The following is a 16,666-nucleotide window of genomic DNA, read 5'->3' on the forward strand; positions in this document are numbered from 1 at the left end:
AACGCCGTCGGTATTCCCGCAGCCTGCCAGGGGTCAGAGCAGGTTGGGTTCCATCTCCAGTTCGACCCCGAACCGGGCGGCGATGTCCGCCTGGATGCGCCCGGCCAGGGCGTGGATCTCCCCACCGGTGGCCTGGCCGTGGTTCACCAGCACCAGCGCCTGCAGGCGATGGACGCCCGCATCCCCTTCGCGAAAGCCCTTCCAACCGGCCTTGTCGATCAGCCAGCCGGCGGCGAGCTTCGCCAGGCCTTCACCCTGGGGATAGGCCACCAGGTCGGGGTACTGCTGGCGCAGCGCTTCGGCCTGGGCGGCCGGCACCACGGGGTTCTTGAAGAAGCTGCCGGCGTTGCCGAGCTGGGCCGGGTCCGGCAGCTTCTCGCTGCGGATGGCGCAGATGGCGCGGCTGACGTCACGCGGGGTCGGCGCGCTGATGCCTTCGGCCTCCAGGCGCTGGCGCACCGGGCCGTAGTCCAGATGCAAGGCAGCAGCGCGGCCCAGGGCGAAGCGCACGCGCAGGATCACCCAGCGGCCGGCCTCGCGCTTGAAGCGGCTCTCGCGGTAGCCGAAAGCGCAGTCGTCGAGGCCGAACTCGCGCAGCTCGCCGCTCTGGCGATCCAGGGCGGTGAGGCCGACGAAGACGTCCTTGATCTCCACCCCGTAGGCACCGATGTTCTGCATCGGCGCGGCGCCGACCGTGCCCGGGATCAGGCTGAGGTTCTCCAGCCCGGCCAGGCCCTGGTCGAGGGTCCAGAGCACGAAGGGGTGCCAGGGTTCGCCGGCTTCGGCTTCGACGATGACGCGTCCGTCGGCCTCGGCCAGCACGCGGATGCCGCGGCTGGCCATGCGCAGCACCAGGGCGTCGAGGTCACGGGTCAGCAGCAGGTTGCTGCCGCCGCCGATCACCTGCAGCGGCAGGCCGCGCTCGGCGGCCAGAGCCAGCGCTTCGCGCACCTCGTCGTCGTTGCGGGCCTCGGCGAACAGGCGCGCCTGCACCGATACGCCGAAGGTGTTGTAGGGCTTGAGGGGCTGGTTGTCGTGCAGCTGCAGGCTCACAGGCGCTCCCGGATCTCGGCGATCAGGCCGTCGCAGGCCTGCTCCACCAGGTCGAGCACGGTCTCGAAGCCGTCTTCCCCGCCGTAGTAGGGATCGGGCACTTCCTCGATGGCCAGGCCGTAGCGGCGCAGGAACAGGTCCGGGGCGTTGCCCCGGCCGGCGTGCAGGGCCTTGAGGTCGCGCAGGTTGGAGTGGTCCATGGCCAGGACCAGATCGAAGCGCTGGAAGTCCTCGGCACTGACCTGCCGCGCACGCAGGGCGGAAAGGTCGTAGCCGCGCTTGGCGGCGGCCTGGCAGGTGCGCGGGTCCGGCGCCTTGCCGATGTGCCAGCCGGCGGTGCCGGCGGAATCCACTTCCACCCGCTCAGCCAGGCCGGCCTGTTCCAGCTTGCCGCGCAGGACGCCTTCGGCGGTGGGCGAGCGGCAGATGTTGCCGAGGCAGACGAAGAGAACGCGCATCAGGCCCCCAGCAGGCGGCGGACCCGCTCCAGGTCTTCGGCGGTGTCGACCCCGGCAGCCGGGGCTTCCAGGGCATCGGCGACGTGGATGCGCACGCCGTGCCAGAGGGCACGCAGCTGCTCCAGGCACTCGGTGTCTTCCAGCCAGCACGGGCCCCAGGCGACGAAGTCGTGCAGGAAGCCGGCGCGGTAGGCGTAGATGCCGATGTGGCGGCGGTAGGGCACGCCGGCCGGCAGGCTGTCGCGGTCCCGGGCGAAGGCGTCCCGCGCCCAGGGCAACGGTGCGCGGCTGAAGGTCAGGGCCAGGCCGTTGAGGTCGGTCACCACCTTCACCACGTTGGGGTTGAACAGGGCCTGCACCTCGCCGATGGGCTCGGCCAGGGTGGCGATGCCGGCTTCCGGGTGGGCGGCCAGGTTGGCGGCCACCTGGTCGATGATCGCCGGGGGGATCAGCGGCTCGTCGCCCTGGACGTTGACCACGATGGCGTCGCCGGCCAGGCCCAGCTGGATGGCCACTTCGGCCAGGCGGTCGGTGCCGGAGTTGTGGTCGACGCGGGTCAGCACCACCTCGGCGCCGAAGCCCTGGCAGGCCTCGACGATGCGCGCATCATCGGTGGCCACCACCACGCGCTCGGCGGCGCTGCGGCGGGCCTGCTCCCAGACGTGCTGGATCATCGGCTTGCCGCCGATGTCCTGCAGGGGCTTGCCGGGCAGGCGGGTGGAGGCGTAGCGGGCGGGGATGACGACGGTGAAGGCCTGGCCCATCACTTGTCCAGCCGTTCGTCGACGTTGAGGGTGCGGGCTTCGCCTTCGAGCATCACCGGGATGCCTTCACGCACGGGGAAGGCCAGGGCGTCGTTCTTGCAGATCAGCTCGCTCTTGTCGTCGGCGAGCTTGAGCGGGCCCTTGCACAGCGGGCAGGCGAGGATGTCGAGCAGTTTCGGGTCCATGGGGGAATCCTTGGTGACCGCCTCGGGGGCGGGTTTCAGGGGCGGGCCGGCGCCAGTGCGGCGAGGCGCGCATCGAGCCAGCGGACGAAGCCGGCGGATGGTGCGGCGTCCACCGCCAGGTACCACCAGTCGGCGCCGGCGAAGGCCCGGCACTTGACCGCATCCTTCTCCGTCATCACCAGGGGCAGCGGCGGGCTGAACTGCAGCTCGGCGGGCCCGAAGCGGGCGTGATCGGCGAAGGCATGCGGAATCGGGCGCCAGTTTAGCGCCTCGAGCGTGGTGAAGAAACGCTGCGGGTTGCCGATGCCGGCCACCGCGTGCAGGGCCTGGCCGGGGGGGAAATGTTCGAGCCCGACGCGCTCGCCGCTGCGCAGGTTGAGCAGCGCCGAGGGGCGCAGGCGGAAGCCGTGGGCGCCGTCAGGGCCTTCGTCCGCGCCGTTGTAGAGCACGGCATCGACGCTGGCCAGGCGCTCGGCGGGCTCGCGCAGGGGGCCGGCCGGCAGGCAGCGGCGATTGCCGAGGCCACGGGCGGCGTCGATCAGCACCAGTTCGATGTCCCGCGCCAGGCGGTAATGCTGCAGGCCGTCGTCGCTGAGGATGAGGTCGAAGGGCCCCTCCTCCAGCAGCGCGCGGACGGCGCGGGAACGGTCGGGGTCGATCACCAGCGGCACGCCGCTGCGCTGGACGATCAGCAGGGGTTCGTCACCGGCGACGGCGGCGCTCTGGTCGGCCTCGACCCGCCAGGGCAGGTGCGGCGGCTCGGCGCCGTAGCCCCGGCTGACCACCCCGACGCGCAGGCCGCGCTGCCGGCAGTGCTCGATCAGCCAGAGGATCATCGGGGTCTTGCCGGTGCCGCCGACGGTGATGTTGCCCACCACCATCACCGGGACCGGGGCGCGGTAGATCTCGCCCTCGCCGGCCAGGAAGGCGGCGCGGCGGCGGGCAGCGATGCGGCGGTAGAGGGCCTCGAGCGGGCGCAGCAGGCCCAGTGCGGGATGGCCCCGGTACCAGGCCTCCAGCAGGCGGTCGGAGAAGGCCATCAGGGCTTCTCCGGCTGGGCCTCGACGGTGGTGATGCGCAGCTTGCTGAAGCCCAGCTTGCCGGCGGCATCCATGGCGGTGATCACCGACTGGTGAGTGGTCTTGGCGTCGGCGCTGATGATCATCGGCAGGCTGTTGTCACCACCGGATTCCTTGCCCAGGGCGTTCATCAGGGTGGTGAGGTCGTTCTTCACCAGCACCTGGCCGTTGAGGGCGTATTGCCCGTCGGCGCTGATGCTCAGCTCCAGGGTCTTCTCGGTGGTGGCCTCGGTGGGCGTGCCGCTGACCGCCTCGGGCAGTTCGATCTTCATCTCGCTGGGGCGGCTGAAGGTGGTGGTGACCACGAAGAACAGCAGCAGCACGAAGATGACGTCGATGAACGAGGTCAGGTTGAGGAAGACTTCCTCGCGGGCCACGTTGCCCGCCCGACGGCGGAACTTCACGCTTTGCCTTCCTCTGCGAAGTCCACTTCACGGTCGCCCTGGGTCACTTCCACCAGCTTGATGGCGTCCTGTTCCATGGCCACCACCAGCTCGTCAACACGACGCAGCAGGAAGCGGTGGAAGAACACGGCGGGGATGGCGACCATCAGGCCGGCGGCGGTGGTGATCAGCGCCTTGCCGATGCCGCCGGCCAGGGCCGGGGCGTTGGCCATGCCGTTGTCCATGAAGCCGCCGAAGATCTCGATCATGCCGAACACGGTGCCCAGCAAACCGAGCAGCGGGCCCATGGCGGCAATGGTGCCGAGGGTGTTGAGGTAGCGCTCCAGCTCGTGGATGACGCGGGACGCGGCCTCCTCGATGCACTCCTTCATGATCTCGCGACCGTGCTTGGAGTTGGCCAGGCCTGCGGCGAGCACCTCACCCAGCGGCGAGGAGGCGCGCAGCTCCTTGAGCTTCTGGCTGTTGAGCTGCTTGTCCTTGACCATGCGCCAGACCTGACCCAGCAGTTGCGGCGGTGCGACACGGTTCTTGCGCAGCGTCCAGAGACGCTCGGCGATGATGGCGGTGGCGACCACGGAACTCAGAATGATCGGCAGCATCATCCAGCCGCCTGCTTTGACCAGCTCCCACACGGTGGTAAATCCCCTCGAAAAAAGTCGCGCAACTCTAGCACAGGGCACCCGGCCCGCCGACCGTCGCTGTTCTCATTTTTCCCGCCAGAAACGTGCCTGGCTCCGCAGTCCCGACACCTCGCCGTGGGTGCCCAGGCGAATCAGCAGCGCGCCGGACTCGGCGGTGTCGTAAAGAGCCGTCGGCAGCGCACGGTAACGCGCCAGCACCTGGGGATGGGGATGACCGAAGGCGTTGCGCGCGCCCCGGGAGATCAGCGCCCCGCGCGGCCGCACCGCCTGCAGCAGGCGCGCCGAGGAGGAGCTGCGGCTGCCATGGTGGGGCGCCAGCAGCCAGTCCGCTGCGAGAGGCTCGCCGCTCTCCACCCAGGCGGCTTCGGCGGCCTGGCCGAGATCGCCGGTCAGGTGCAGGCGCTCGCCGTTGGCCTCGAGGGTGAGCACGCAGGAGCGATCATTGCTGTCGCGGGCTTCGGGCCAGCGCCAGGTGCGCAGGTGCACGCCATCCCACTCCCACTGGCGGGCTTCGCAGGGCTGGGCGTTGAGGCCGGGCGGCAGGCGCTCCACCTCGCCGCTGATCACCCGCGCCACGGACAGGGCGCGCACCACCGCCTCGGCCCCGCCGGAATGATCGTTGTCGGCGTGGCTCAGCAGCAGTTCGTCCAGATGCCGTACACCCAGCCCGCGCAGGGCCGGCACCACCACCCGCTCGCCCAGGTCGAAGCCGCCCTGGCGCGGGCCGGTGTCATACAGCAAGGCGTGGTGCTCGGTGAGCACCAGCACCGCCAGGCCCTGCCCCACGTCCAGCACGCGGACATCCGCCGTACCGGGCGCGGGCCGCTGCAGGGGTGGCCAAACCAGCAGCACCAGCAACAGCAGCCCCGGCAGGCGAAAGGGCAGCGCCGGCGGCAGGATCAGCAGCAGGCAGCCCAGCAGCACCAGGCCCCAGCTCCAGACCGCCAGTGCAGGCGCCTGCCAGGCCGGCATCGCCTCGGCGATCCAGCCTAATAGAAGGAAGAGCCCCTCCAGGGAAAGCCCCGCCAGCCACAGCAGGCCTTCCCCCAGGCCGGGCACGGCGTGCAGGGCCGTGCCGGCCAGGGACAGCGGCACCGAGACGAAGCTGACCCAGGGCACCGCCACCAGGTTGGCCAGGGGGCCGCTGAGGCTGATGGGCAGGGCAAGGGCCATCAGCGCCGGAGTCAGCGCCAGGCTCAGGGTCCACTGTGCCCGCCACGCACTGCGCCAGGCCGGCGGGCTGCCCAGGCGCCCGGCGAACACCAGCACCAGCAGCGCCACGGCTGCGAAGGAGAGCCAGAAGCCCGCCTGCAGGGAGGCCAGCGGGTCCACCAGCAGCACGGTGCAGAGCACCGCCAACAGCGGCGTGACCACCCCGAGCCGGCGGAAACGCAGGCGCCAGAGCAGCACCAGGGCGGTCATCAGGCAGGCGCGCTGCACCGGTACGTCGAACCCGGCCAGCGCCCCATAGCCAAGGGCACCGGCCAGGGCCAGCGCGCAGGCACAGGGCAGCCAGGGCAGGCGCGTTGGCCAGAGCCCGAGCCGGGCCAGGGCGGCCACAGCGCCGTAGAGCAGCAGCGCCAGCAGGGAGATGTGCTGCCCGGAGATGACCATCAGGTGGACCGTGCCGGTGTCCTGCAGGTGCCGCCAGTCGCGACTGCTGAGGCCGGAGCCGTCGCCCAGGACCAGCGCGGCGATGGTGCCGTTGCGCCCCCGCGCCTCGGCCTGCTGGATGGCCTGGCGCAGGTCATCACGCCAGGCGCCGGGCCCTTCGGCCGCCATGAGCCGTTCGCCCGCCTTCACCGTGCCGGTGGCGCCAATATGCCGGGCCAGCAGCCAGGCCTCGTAGTCGAAGGTGTGGGGGTTCACCAGACCGCGCGGACGGCGAAGGGTGACTGCCAGTCGCCAGGTCTCGCCGCTGCGCACCTCCGGCCCGCCGTACCATGACACCCGCATCCGCCCGGGCAGGCGCAGCCCTTCGATGACGGCGGGCACCAGTTCGAAGCGCACCACGCCGCCGTCCTGCTGCGGCAGGCCGACCACCTGCCCCTGCAGCCAGCGGGTGGTGCCGTCCAGCGCCGGGTCGAGCCGGTCGTCGAGGGCGACCTGGGCACAGTGACAGGCCCAGGCGAAGCCGATCAGGGCGACGCCCAGCGCTCGCGCCCGCCAGGGCAGCAGCACCGCGCCGATGCCCGCCAGCCCCAGCAGCACCCAACCGGGCGGCAGCGCCGGCAGGAAGCGCAGCGCCAGCAGCCCGCCGGCCAGGGCCAGCCAGAAACCTCGCATCCCCTACCCTCCCTGGAGACGATGCGAACCCGAGGCCCATGGTTGAGCGGGTGTCTCGGGTTCGTTCATTTATCGACACAAACTGTCCCGGCGGTGTCATGAATCGCTATGCATAATGACCGGCGCTTCCGCCCGCCGAGACCGCCGATGCCGCGCCACCTCTTCAAACGCTACATGCCCAACCCGGACACGATCAGGGAACACAAGTCCCTGCGTTTCCTCGGCACGCTGCTGCACGATCCCAACCTCTGGCACCTCAATCGCCATTCCGTCTCGCGGGCGATGGCCATGGGGCTGTTCGCGGCGTTCGTGCCGATCCCGATGCAGATGCTGCTGGCCGCCGGCCTGGCGGTGATGGTGCGAGCCAACATGCCCATCTCGGTGGGGCTGGTGTGGCTGACGAACCCTATCACCATGCCGCCGGTGTTCTATTGCACCTACAAGATGGGCGCCTGGCTGATGGGCGTGGCGCCGCGCACGCTGCCGGACTCGCTCACCTGGGAGTGGATCACCCAGGAGCTGTCCACCCTGTGGCAACCCTTCCTGCTGGGCTCGCTGGTCTGCGGTGTGCTGGTGGGGGCGCTGGGCTACGTGCTCACCATGCTTTATTGGCGCTGGTGGGTCGCCCACAGCTGGCGCAAGCGGCAACGTCGCCGCCGCGAGCGCACGGGGGCCTGACACCGGGAAACGAAAACGCCGCATCACTGCGGCGTTTTTTCGTCTGCGGCATCCGGGCGGGGATCACTCGTAGCGCAGGGCCTCGGCCGGGTGGGTCTGGGCGGCACGCCAGGCCGGGTAGAGGGTGGCGAGGAAGCTCATCAGCAAGGCCGCACCACAGACCATCACCACATCGCCCACCTGCAGGTCGGACGGCAGGTAGGCCACGAAGTACACGTCGGAACTGAAGATGTGCAGGCCGGTGGCGCGCTCCAGGGCGGCGATCCAGGTGCTGACGTTGAGCGCCGTGACCACGCCGAGCAGGGTGCCGATCAGGGTGCCGACGCTGCCGATGACGCTGCCCTGGACCATGAACACGGCCATGATCTGCCGCGGCGTGGCGCCCAGGGTGCGGAGGATGGCGATGTCGGCGCGCTTGTCGGAGACCACCATGATCAGCGTGGCGATGATGTTGAAGGCGGCGACGGCGACGATCAGCATCAGCAGCAGGCCGATCATGGTCTTCTCCATCTTCATCGCGCTGAACAGGCTGCCCTGGGTGTGGGTCCAGTCGTCGGCCCGGTAGCCCGCGCCCAGTTGCCGGGCGATCTCGGCGGACACCTGGGGCGCCTGGTACAGGTCCTTGAGGGCGATGCGCACCCGCTGCACGGTGCCTTCCGGCAGGCGCAGCACTTCGGAGGCGTCGGCGACGTTGATCAGCGCCAGGGTGCTGTCCAGCTCAGCGCCGACCTTGAACACGCCCACCACGTTGAAGCGCTGCATGCGCGGGGTGATGCCGCCCGGGGCGCTGCTCAGCTCGGGGACGATCAGGGTCAGCTTGTCACCCACCGAGAGGCGGAAGCGCCGCGCGGTGATCTCGCCGATGACGATGCCGGACTCGCCGGGGCGCAGGTCCTGCAGCGAGCCCTGCACCATGTGCTGGCCGATGATGGAGACCTTGGGCTCTTCCGCCGGGTCGATGCCGTTGATCTGCACCGGCTGCATCAACCCCTTGAAGGAAAGCATGCCCTCCAGCTCGGCGAACGGCGCCACGCCGGTGACGTTGCGGTTGCGCGAGGCGGCCTCGGCCACCTGGCGCCAGTCGGCCAGCGGCTCGGGCCCGGACAGGGTGGCGTGGGGCACCATGCCGAGGATGCGCGAGCTCATTTCCTTCTGGAACCCGTTCATCACCGAGAGCACCACGATCATCGCCAGCACGCCCAGCGCCAGCCCGATCATTGAGGTCAGGGAGATGAAGGAGATGAAGTGGTTGCGTCGCTTGGCACGCACGTAGCGCGCCCCGACGAAGACGGCGAGCGGTCTGAACATGTCAGGCAGCCACCAGCCGGCCGTCTTCCAGGCGCAGCACGCGGTCCATCTGCCGGGCCAGTTGCGGGTCGTGGGTGACCACCAGGAAGGCGGTGCGCGACGACTGGCTAAGCTCCAGCATCAGTTCCTGGATGCCCTGGGCGGTGTGCTGGTCGAGGTTGCCGGTGGGCTCGTCGAGCAGCACCAGCGCCGGGTTGTTGACCAAGGCCCGGGCGATGGCGACGCGCTGGCGCTCGCCACCGGAGAGCTCCGCCGGCTTGTGCGTCAGGCGGTGGCCTAGGCCGACGCGCTCCAGCAGCGCGGTGGCACGCTGGCGGGCCTCGGCGATCGGCGTGCGGCCGATCAGCAGCGGCATGCAGACATTCTCCAGGGCGGTGAACTCCGGCAGCAGGTGATGGAACTGGTAGACGAAGCCGAGGGCGCGGTTGCGCAGCAGGCCACGGGCGCGCTCGTTGAGGGCGGAGAGCTCTTCGCCGGCCAGCCAGACGCTGCCGGTGGTCGGTACATCGAGGCCGCCGAGCATGTTCAGCAGGGTGCTCTTGCCGGAGCCGGAGCTGCCGACGATGGCCACGCGCTCGCCGGGGTTCAGCTCCAGTTCGACGCCGCTGAGCACCTGCACGGACTGCGGGCCTTCCTCGTAGCTCTTGGCGATGTTGCGGCAGCTCAGCACCGCGCGGTCTTTCACGTCACTCATAACGAAGCGCCTCAGCAGGCTGGGTGCGGGAGGCACGCCAGGCCGGGTAAAGGGTGGCGAAGAAACTCAGGATCAGGGCAGCGCCGCAGACCAGGACCACGTCCTCCAGCTTGAGCTGGGAGGGCAGGTAGTCGATGAAGTACACCTCGGCACTGAGGAATTTGTGGCCGATCAGCTGCTCCAGGCCGTCGATGGCGGCGCTGATGTTGAGGGCGGCGAGCACGCCCAGCACGCAGCCGATGGCGGTGCCGACCACGCCGATCACCGTGCCCTGGACCATGAAGATGCCCATGATCTGCCCCGGCGTGGCGCCGAGGGTACGGAGGATGGCGATGTCACCCTTCTTGTCGGTCACCACCATCACAAGGGTGGAGATGATGTTGAAAGCGGCCACGGCGACAATCAGCAGCAGCAACAGGCCGATCATGGTCTTCTCCATGCCGATGGCCTGGTAGAGGTTGCCGTGGGTGCGGGTCCAGTCGCGGGCGTAGAAGTCCTCGCCCTTGAGCTGCCCAGCAATTTGCCAGGCGATCTGCGGTGCCTGGAACAGGTCATCCAGCTTGAGCCGCAGGCCCTGCACCTGTTCGGGTTTCCAGCGGTGCAGGCGGGCGGTGTCCTGCAGGTTGGTCAGCGCCAGGAAACCATCCAGTTCACCGACGCCGACATCGAACAGGCCGACCACGGTGAAGCGCTTCATGCGCGGGAAGACCCCGGCCGGCGTCACCGAGACCTCGGGCAGCACGATGGTGACCTTGTCACCCATCTTCACGCCCAGCTTGGCGGCGGCACGGTCGCCGATGACGATGCCGAACTCGCCCGGGCGCAGGTCCTGGATACTGCCCTGCTGCATGAAGTTGCCGATGATCGACACGGCGCCTTCGAGGTCCGGGTCCACCGCATTCACCAGCACCTTCTGCACCTGGCCATTGCTGGTCAGCAGGCCCTGCATCTGGATATAGGGCGCCACGGCGGCGACGCCCGGCTGCTGCCGGACCTGCTCGGCGAGGGCCTGCCAGTCGTTGATCGGCACGGCGGATTCGATGGTGGCGTGGGGCACCATGCCCAGCACGCGTTCACGCATCTCCCGGTCGAAGCCATTCATAACGGACAGCACTAGGATCATCACCAGCACGCCGAGGGCGAGGCCGATCATGGAAGTCAGGGAGATGAACGAGACGAAGTAACTGCGACGCTTGGCGCGCGTGTAACGGGCGCCGATGAACAGGGGCAGCGGTCTGAACATAGAAAAAGGTTCGCTTGCGAAGAAAGGAACGTCCTTGTGGCGGGGCCCGGCGAGCAGCTTTACACTCTGACCACCCCTGCAGCCATGGGTTCGCCATGTCGATACAAGACGCAGATGACCGCCGCGAATACTACCGTATCGAAGATACGATCGCACTGGAATTCATGCCGCTTTCCAGTGCCCAGGCGCAGGCTGGCGAAGCCCTCCAGGACCCGTCTCCGCTGTTCAACCTGCTCAGCGACCTGCACCTGATGGACTTCGAGTCCCAGCACCTGTTGCGCCACATCGCCGAGCGCGACCGTACCCTGGCCAGCTACCTGAAGGTGATCAACAAGCGCATCGACCTGCTGGGCCAGGCGGTGGCCCAGAGCCTGATGCGCGACATCGGCCCGCCCCGGCAGGTGACGCTGTCCGAAGGCGGCGTGGGCTTCGTCACGGCACAGCCGTTCGATCAGGGCACCCACCTGGCGATCAAGATGGTGCTGATGCCCCAGGCGCTCGGCCTGCTGTTGCGTGCGGTGGTGATCCACTGCAAGCCGCGCGAGGACGGCCAGTACGAACTGGGCACCGAATTCGAAGCGCTGACTGACGCACAGCGCCAGTTGCTGGCCCGGCATATCCTGCAGAAACAGGCCCAGGCCCGTCGCCTGGCCCGCCAACGCCCGTCTTCAGGATGAATCCATGTCGCGTCTGTTGCTCCTGCTCTGCCTCGCCCTGCCACTCCCCGTCCTCGCTGACACCCTGGAAATCCCGCTGGGCCAGCAAGGCGACAGCGGCAGCCCGCTGCCTGCGCGCGGTGAGTCGCAGCGCGCCGTGCTGGAACGTTTCGGCCTCCCGGACGAGGAGCACCCGGCGGTCGGCAAGCCGCCGATCGCCCGCTGGGACTACCGTGAGTTCTCCGTCTATTTCGAGAGCGGCCGCGTGATCGACAGCGTCCGCCACCACCAACCCCGCAACCCCGAGGTTTCCCAGTGACCCTGATCTACGGCCATCGCGGCGCCAAGGGCGAATGCCCGGAAAACACCATGGCCAGCTTCCAGCAGTGCCTGTCCCACGGCGTCAAGCGTTGCGAGCTGGACCTGCACCTGTCCCGCGACGGCGAGCTGATGGTGATCCACGACCCGACCCTCAAGCGCACCACCGGCCGCCGCGGCAAGGTGGTGGAGCATGACGCCGAGGAGCTGGTGAAGTACGACGCGCGCCTGGGCGGCCCGGGCTGGGTCAGCCCCTGCCCCATCCCGCGCCTGTCCGAGCTGTTCGAGCGCTGCGACTTCGAGCACTGGCAACTGGAGGTGAAGAGCGCCTCCCGCGTGCGCGCCGCGCGTACCGTGCTGGCGATCCAGGGACTGGCCGAGCGCTACGGGCTGATGGACAAGGTGACGGTCACCTCCAGCTCCCGCGAGGTGCTGCGCGCGCTGAACCGGCTGACGCCGAAACTCTCCCGTGGGCTGGTGGCGGAATATGCCTGGCTCGACCCGCTCAAGGTCGCCGCCCACCACGGCTGCGACCTGCTGGCGCTGAACTGGACCCTGTGCACCCCGGAGCGCCTGCTGCGCGCCCAGAAGCAGGGGCTGCACGTATCGGTGTGGACGGTGAACGAGCCGGCCCTGATGCGCCGCCTGGCGGACTTCGGTGTCGACAGCATCATCACCGACTTCCCCGGCGTGGCGGTGAGTACGCTGCCGCGTTGAATACCCTGGCCCCGTGCTGAACGTAAGGCCTGGGCAGGCGGTGGGCTGAAGCCCACCCTACGGCGAACGGCAGAAACGAAAAAACCGGCCACCTGGGCCGGTTTTTTCATGGGCGCTGCCTGATCAGAAGCTCTCGCGATTAGGCCAATGCCAGTTGGCCGGATCCCCGAGAGGGTCCTCCCCGGCCGGTTCAGGCGCCCGGCCGGTGCCGCTCAAAAAAGCCGGTTGAGGCCGTCGAACGCCGCCACCCGATAGGCTTCCGCCATGGTCGGGTAGTTGAAGGTGGTGTTGATGAAGTACTTGATGGTATTCGCCTCACCCTTCTGGTTCATGATCGCCTGGCCGATGTGGACGATCTCCGAGGCCTGGTAGCCGAAGCAGTGCACGCCGAGCACTTCCAGGGTCTCGCGGTGGAACAGGATCTTCAGCATGCCCACGGGCTCAACGGCGATCTGCGCGCGGGCCATGCCCTTGAAGAAGGCCTTGCCGACTTCGTAGGGGATCTTGGCCTGGGTCAGCTCCTTCTCGTTCTTACCGATGGAGCTGATCTCGGGGATGGTGTAGATGCCGGTGGGCACGTCGTCGACGAAGCGCCAGCTGTCGTTCTCCACGGCGCTGCCGGCAGCGGAGCGGCCCTGGTCGGCGGCGGCACTGGCCAGGCTCGGCCAGCCGATCACGTCACCGGCGGCGTAGACGTTGCTGACTTCGGTGCGGTAGTGCTCGTCGACGCTGATCTGGCCACGGCTGTTGACCTTGATGCCGATGTTCTCCAGGCCCAGGCGGTCGGTGTTGCCGGTACGGCCGTTGCACCACAGCAGGCAGTCGGCCTTGATCTTCTTGCCCGACTTCAGGTGCAGGACCACGCCGTTGTCCACCCCTTCGATGCGCTCGTACTCCTCGTTGTGGCGGATGAGCACGTTGTTGTTGCGCAGGTGGTAGCTGAGGGCGTCGGAGATCTCGTCGTCGAGGAAGCTGAGCAGCTGGTCGCGGTTGTCGATCAGGTCCACCAGTACGCCCAGGCCACTGAAGATGGAGGCGTATTCGCTGCCGATCACCCCGGCTCCGTAGATGATGATCCGGCGCGGGGTGTGGGTCAGGCTGAGGATGGTGTCGCTGTCGTAGATGCGCGGGTGGGTGAAGTCGACGTCGGCCGGGCGGTAGGGGCGCGAACCGGTGGCGACGATGATCTGCTTGGCCACCAGGCGCTCCACCACGCCGTTCAGGCACACCACTTCGATGGTCTGCTCGTCATGGAAGCTGCCGGTGCCGAAGAAGGTGTCGATGCGGTTGCGGGCGTAGTAGCCGGTGCGCGAGGCCACCTGCTTGGCGATGACCTTCTCGGCGCTCTTGAGCACGTCGGGGAAGGAGAACCAACGCGGCTCGCCGATCTGGCGGAACATCGGGTTGGTGTTGAACTGCATGATCTGTCGGACGGAGTGACGCAGGGCCTTGGAAGGGATGGTGCCCAGGTGGGTGCAGTTGCCGCCGACTTCGCGGCGGCTGTCCACCACGGCGACCTTGCGGCCCGCCTTGGCGGCGTTCATTGCCGCACCCTCACCCGCCGGGCCGGAACCCAGCACCACGATGTCGTAGTTGTAGACAGCCATGCTTACTCCTCATACACGGACCGGGGATCGTCAGCGCCCCCCGGCAGGGCCACGGCACCAGCGGCCGTGGCAATTCGAATTCGGCGCGCAGCTTAGTCACACTGCATGGCGCTGCACATTAGCGCTTGGTCGCGTCGTAGGCGAGTTCCGCGTCCACTACATCGCCAGCGCGATTCACCTCTTCGCACTTTTCGCGATTGCCGCCACAGATCGAGCATTCCTTCTCGATCCCCAGGTTGGCGATGCCGCCGCAGGAACCGGCGATGGGCTTGCGCCCCATGATCACGCCGATGGCCATGCCCAGCACCACCAGCAGCATGATCAGGAAGACCAGTAGCCAGGTCATGTTCAGTGCGCCTCCGTGGGGAACAGTTGCTCGAAGCGGCGGCTGCCGCGGGTGGCGAAGCCCGTGCCTTCACGGGTGACGAAGAACGCCGCGATGTCGTGGCGGTCGGCAAACGCCAGGCCGGCCTCGGGACCGAGCACCATCAACAGCGTAGACAGTCCATCGGCACGCAGGGCCGACGGGTCGATGACCGTGACCGCTGCCAGGTGATGGGTGATGGGTGCGCCGCTGGTGGGATCGAGGGTGTGAGAATACCGCTGTCCACCCCGTTCGAAGTAGTTGCGATAGTCGCCTGAGGTGGAAATGCCCATGTCCTGCAATGCAACAATCTTCTGCGCCACCTGGCGGTCGTCGCGCGGCGCCTCGATGGCCACGCGCCAGGGGCTGCCGTCGGGCTTGTGGCCGACGGCCTTCATCTCCCCGGTGATCTCCACCAGGGAACTGGTCACGCCCAGCTCGCCCAGCCGCGCGCTGACGCGATCCACGGCATAGCCGGCGGCGATGGCGTTGAAGTCCAGTTGAACGGCAGCGTCCTTGCACAGTTGGTCGCCCTGGCGCTTGAGGTGCTGGTGGCCGACATCGGCCCGGGCCGCGGCGATGGCCTCGGCGCTGGGCACCTGGTCCCCGCGCGACTGCGGGCCGAAGCCCCAGAGGTTGAGCAGCGGCTCCAGGGTCATGTCGAAGGCGCCGTCGCTCTGTGCGGACAGGCTGTCGCCAAAGGCCACCAGCTCCAGCATGGGCGCCGGCAGGGCCATGCAGCTGCCCGCCGGCAAGGCGTTGAAACGCTCCACGTCGGAGTCGGCGCGGTAGGTGGACATCTGCCGGTCGATCTCGGCGAGGATGCCCACCACTTCGCCCCGCGCCTGCTCCACGGAGGGCCCGGACGCGTTGCGCACGTACTTCACCGAGTAGCTGCTGCCCATGGTCGGGCCGCCGAACTGCTCCAGGGAGTCGCCACATCCGGCCAAGAGAACGCTGGCCGAAAGCAGCAGGGCGAAGGGTCTAACCACCGAAATCATCCAGCAGGATGTTCTCGCGCTCGACGCCCAGGTCCAGCAGCATCTTGATCACGGCGGCGTTCATCATCGGCGGGCCGCACATGTAGAACTCGCAGTCCTCGGGGGCCGGGTGGTCCTTGAGGTAGTTCTCGAACAGCACGTTGTGGATGAAGCCGGTGTAGCCGGTCCAGTTGTCCTCGGGCTGCGGATCGGACAGCGCCAGGTGCCACTGGAAGTTGGGGTTCTCGGCGGCCAGCTGGTCGTACTCCTCGGTGTAGAAGGCTTCACGCAGGGAGCGCGCGCCGTACCAGAAGCTGATCTTGCGCTGGGAGCCCAGGCGCTTGAGCTGGTCGAAGATGTGCGAGCGCATGGGCGCCATGCCCGCGCCGCCACCGATGAAGACCATCTCGGCCTGGGTCTCCTTGGCGAAGAACTCGCCGAAGGGGCCGTACACGGTGACCTTGTCGCCCGGCTTGAGGTTGAACACCCAGGAAGACATCTTGCCCGGCGGGATCTCGTCCTTGCCCGGCGGCGGCGAGGCCACGCGGATGTTGAACTTCACGATGCCCTTCTCATCCGGGTAGTTGGCCATGGAGTAGGCGCGGATGACGGTCTCGTCGACCCTGGAAACGTACTTCCAGAGGTTGAACTTGTCCCAGTCGGCCCGGTACTCGGGCTGGATGTCGAAGTCCTTGTAGTGCACCTCGTGGGGCGGGCATTCCAGCTGGACGTAGCCACCGGCGCGGAAGTCCACGCTCTCCCCTTCCGGCAGGCGCAGGGTCAGCTCCTTGATGAAGGTGGCGACGTTGGGGTTGGACTCCACCGTGCATTCCCACTTCTTCACCCCGAAGACCTCTTCGGGCACCTCGATGTGCATGTCCTGCTTCACCGGGGTCTGGCAGGACAGGCGCCAGCCTTCCTTCGCCTGACGGCGGGTGAAGTGGGACTCCTCGGTGGGCAGCATCTCGCCACCGCCGCTCTCCACCACACACTTGCACTGGGCGCAGGTACCGCCGCCGCCGCAGGCCGAGGAGAGGAAGATGTTCTGCGCTGCCAGGGTCTGCAGCAGCTTGCCGCCGGCCGGGACGGTGATGGTGCGTTCGCGGTTGATCACGATGTTCACGTCGCCGCTGGACACCAGCTTGGCGCGGGCGGCGAGGATGATCACCACCAGCCCGAGGACGATGGCGGTGAACATGCCAATGGCGAGGAAGATTTCGAAACTCGGCAT

General features: G+C 68.3%; 19 protein-coding genes. 4 read left to right on the forward strand and 15 right to left on the reverse strand.

Features of this window, described 5'->3' with window-relative positions:
• Window positions 1-33: 33 nt before the first annotated feature.
• From murB to FBY21_RS11280, 8 genes are all read right to left on the reverse strand, one after another.
• Window positions 34-1,053 carry a UDP-N-acetylmuramate dehydrogenase gene (gene murB, locus FBY21_RS11245; protein WP_142011067.1) on the reverse strand — a complete coding sequence of 340 codons (1,020 nt, stop codon included), beginning with the start codon at window positions 1,051-1,053 and terminating at the stop codon, window positions 34-36.
• Window positions 1,050-1,511 (reverse strand): low molecular weight protein-tyrosine-phosphatase, encoded by a 462-nt coding sequence (locus tag FBY21_RS11250; protein WP_142011070.1) that lies wholly within the window; start codon window positions 1,509-1,511, stop codon window positions 1,050-1,052. Before FBY21_RS11250 ends, murB begins: the two co-directional genes overlap by 4 nt.
• Window positions 1,511-2,275 carry a 3-deoxy-manno-octulosonate cytidylyltransferase gene (kdsB, locus tag FBY21_RS11255; RefSeq protein WP_142011072.1) on the reverse strand — a complete coding sequence of 255 codons (765 nt, stop codon included), beginning with the start codon at window positions 2,273-2,275 and terminating at the stop codon, window positions 1,511-1,513. Before kdsB ends, FBY21_RS11250 begins: the two co-directional genes overlap by 1 nt.
• A complete protein-coding gene (locus FBY21_RS11260; RefSeq protein WP_069561688.1) occupies window positions 2,275-2,460 on the reverse strand; it encodes a Trm112 family protein in 186 nt (61 codons plus the stop codon). The genes kdsB and FBY21_RS11260 overlap by 1 nt, the downstream gene beginning before the upstream one ends.
• A 35-nt stretch (window positions 2,461-2,495) precedes the next feature.
• Complete coding sequence (gene lpxK / locus FBY21_RS11265) at window positions 2,496-3,500, reverse strand: tetraacyldisaccharide 4'-kinase (protein ID WP_142011075.1); 1,005 nt, start codon at window positions 3,498-3,500, stop codon at window positions 2,496-2,498.
• Window positions 3,500-3,943 carry an ExbD/TolR family protein gene (locus tag FBY21_RS11270; RefSeq protein WP_044404945.1) on the reverse strand — a complete coding sequence of 148 codons (444 nt, stop codon included), beginning with the start codon at window positions 3,941-3,943 and terminating at the stop codon, window positions 3,500-3,502. The genes lpxK and FBY21_RS11270 overlap by 1 nt, the downstream gene beginning before the upstream one ends.
• Entirely contained in the window at window positions 3,940-4,575 is a 636-nt protein-coding gene (locus tag FBY21_RS11275) for a MotA/TolQ/ExbB proton channel family protein (RefSeq protein ID WP_044404948.1), read from the reverse strand. Before FBY21_RS11275 ends, FBY21_RS11270 begins: the two co-directional genes overlap by 4 nt.
• A gap of 72 nt (window positions 4,576-4,647) precedes the next feature.
• Window positions 4,648-6,870: a DNA internalization-related competence protein ComEC/Rec2 gene (locus FBY21_RS11280; protein ID WP_142011077.1), complete on the reverse strand. Its 2,223-nt coding sequence runs from the start codon at window positions 6,868-6,870 to the stop codon at window positions 4,648-4,650.
• A 147-nt stretch (window positions 6,871-7,017) separates the two neighbouring features.
• Here FBY21_RS11280 and FBY21_RS11285 point away from each other — a divergent pair, with 147 nt between their 5' ends.
• Window positions 7,018-7,548 carry a DUF2062 domain-containing protein gene (locus FBY21_RS11285; protein ID WP_044404954.1) on the forward strand — a complete coding sequence of 177 codons (531 nt, stop codon included), beginning with the start codon at window positions 7,018-7,020 and terminating at the stop codon, window positions 7,546-7,548.
• Between the two features lie 63 nt (window positions 7,549-7,611).
• Here FBY21_RS11285 and FBY21_RS11290 read toward each other — a convergent pair whose 3' ends face one another.
• The 3 genes from FBY21_RS11290 to FBY21_RS11300 are packed head-to-tail and all read right to left on the reverse strand — an operon-like array spanning window position 7,612 to window position 10,793.
• A complete protein-coding gene (locus FBY21_RS11290) occupies window positions 7,612-8,856 on the reverse strand; it encodes a lipoprotein-releasing ABC transporter permease subunit (RefSeq protein ID WP_142011079.1) in 1,245 nt (414 codons plus the stop codon).
• Between the two features lies 1 nt (window position 8,857).
• The gene (gene lolD, locus FBY21_RS11295) at window positions 8,858-9,541 is read right to left on the reverse strand and encodes a lipoprotein-releasing ABC transporter ATP-binding protein LolD (protein ID WP_160481182.1); all 684 of its coding nucleotides are present in this window, start codon (window positions 9,539-9,541) and stop codon (window positions 8,858-8,860) included.
• Between the two features lies 1 nt (window position 9,542).
• Window positions 9,543-10,793, reverse strand: a complete 1,251-nt coding sequence (locus FBY21_RS11300; RefSeq protein WP_142011081.1) for a lipoprotein-releasing ABC transporter permease subunit — start codon at window positions 10,791-10,793, stop codon at window positions 9,543-9,545.
• A 95-nt stretch (window positions 10,794-10,888) separates the two neighbouring features.
• On the opposite strand from FBY21_RS11300, the gene FBY21_RS11305 reads away from it, so the two are divergent.
• Genes FBY21_RS11305 through FBY21_RS11315 form a run of 3 tightly spaced genes read left to right on the forward strand, consistent with a single transcriptional unit; the run spans window position 10,889 to window position 12,484 of the window.
• Window positions 10,889-11,470 carry a PilZ domain-containing protein gene (locus FBY21_RS11305; protein ID WP_142011083.1) on the forward strand — a complete coding sequence of 194 codons (582 nt, stop codon included), beginning with the start codon at window positions 10,889-10,891 and terminating at the stop codon, window positions 11,468-11,470.
• A 4-nt stretch (window positions 11,471-11,474) separates the two neighbouring features.
• Complete coding sequence (locus FBY21_RS11310; RefSeq protein WP_044404968.1) at window positions 11,475-11,768, forward strand: hypothetical protein; 294 nt, start codon at window positions 11,475-11,477, stop codon at window positions 11,766-11,768.
• A complete protein-coding gene (locus FBY21_RS11315; protein ID WP_142011085.1) occupies window positions 11,765-12,484 on the forward strand; it encodes a glycerophosphodiester phosphodiesterase in 720 nt (239 codons plus the stop codon). The genes FBY21_RS11310 and FBY21_RS11315 overlap by 4 nt, the downstream gene beginning before the upstream one ends.
• A 212-nt stretch (window positions 12,485-12,696) precedes the next feature.
• Here the strand turns inward: FBY21_RS11315 and sthA are convergent, their stop codons facing one another.
• The 4 genes from sthA to nqrF all read right to left on the reverse strand — a co-directional run bounded on the left by sthA (window position 12,697) and on the right by nqrF (window position 16,666).
• Window positions 12,697-14,091, reverse strand: coding sequence for a Si-specific NAD(P)(+) transhydrogenase (gene sthA / locus FBY21_RS11320; protein WP_044404974.1), 1,395 nt, complete (start codon window positions 14,089-14,091; stop codon window positions 12,697-12,699).
• A 118-nt stretch (window positions 14,092-14,209) separates the two neighbouring features.
• Window positions 14,210-14,437, reverse strand: coding sequence for a (Na+)-NQR maturation NqrM (gene nqrM, locus FBY21_RS11325; protein WP_044404977.1), 228 nt, complete (start codon window positions 14,435-14,437; stop codon window positions 14,210-14,212).
• Window positions 14,438-14,439: 2 nt separating this feature from the next.
• A complete protein-coding gene (locus FBY21_RS11330; protein ID WP_142011087.1) occupies window positions 14,440-15,456 on the reverse strand; it encodes an FAD:protein FMN transferase in 1,017 nt (338 codons plus the stop codon).
• Complete coding sequence (nqrF, locus tag FBY21_RS11335; protein WP_107328900.1) at window positions 15,440-16,666, reverse strand: NADH:ubiquinone reductase (Na(+)-transporting) subunit F; 1,227 nt, start codon at window positions 16,664-16,666, stop codon at window positions 15,440-15,442. The genes FBY21_RS11330 and nqrF overlap by 17 nt, the downstream gene beginning before the upstream one ends.

This window comes from Pseudomonas sp. SLBN-26, from assembly GCF_006715895.1.
Taxonomy (GTDB): Bacteria; Pseudomonadota; Gammaproteobacteria; order Pseudomonadales; family Pseudomonadaceae; genus Metapseudomonas; species Metapseudomonas otitidis.